Raw genomic sequence first — 744 nt, 5'->3', positions numbered from 1 at the left:
GAAACCGTTGAAACCTTGTAATGAACCCGGATGTCCTCAACTAACCCGAAAAGGATATTGTGAGCAGCATAAGACATCAAAAGCTTTATATGATCTGTTCCGTGAGTCATCGTCACGCCGTGGGTATAATAGTCGATGGCGTAAATCGCGTGAAGGTTATCTAGCAAAGCATCCTTTGTGTCAGTCTTGCATGCTACAAGGCAAACGGATTGCTGCTACAGTAGTGGACCATATCAAACCGCATAAGGGAGATAAAAAACTATTTTGGGATTCTTCTAATTGGCAGCCATTGTGTGTGTCCTGTCACAGTAGGAAGACCGCTAAAGAAGATGGAGGGTTTGGGAATGGATAATCAAACATGCGTGTGTGATCAATGTGGAACAACATTCATTATTAAAAGTTGTTCTAGGATTAGAAAGATTGGCGAAGGGATTAAACAACATCTTCTAGTTTGTCCGAGGTGTAAAGCTGAGTACACATCTTACTATACAAACGCGGAAATCAGAAAGCAGCAAAGCAGGATCAGTAAGCTATATAATGCTATTCGAATGACGAGGAACAAAAGCCTACTTGATCAACACCAAAAGAAAATAGATTCAATACGAGCAGATTTAGAAAGAGACATGAATCAGCTTCGCATTGAAGTTGAAGGCACCCCCCAGGGTTAAATCCCTAGAAAGGATTTGCTGTAGACCGCGTCTCCCTCAACATCGCGAGAAATTCCCTAAATGAAAATTCGGAAGG

Annotated in this window: 1 protein-coding gene; it reads left to right on the top strand. The window is 41.8% G+C overall.

Annotated features, from left to right (window positions below):
• A partial coding sequence (locus BA70_RS19860) for an HNH endonuclease (RefSeq protein WP_239646723.1) occupies positions 1-352 on the top strand: 352 nt, incomplete at its 5' end.
• Positions 353-744: the final 392 nt, after the last annotated feature.

Source organism: Bacillus zhangzhouensis (assembly GCF_000715205.1).
Classification (GTDB): domain Bacteria; phylum Bacillota; class Bacilli; order Bacillales; family Bacillaceae; genus Bacillus; species Bacillus zhangzhouensis.
Note: the sequence above shows the minus strand (reverse complement) of the source record. Positions and strands in the feature narration are given on the sequence as shown.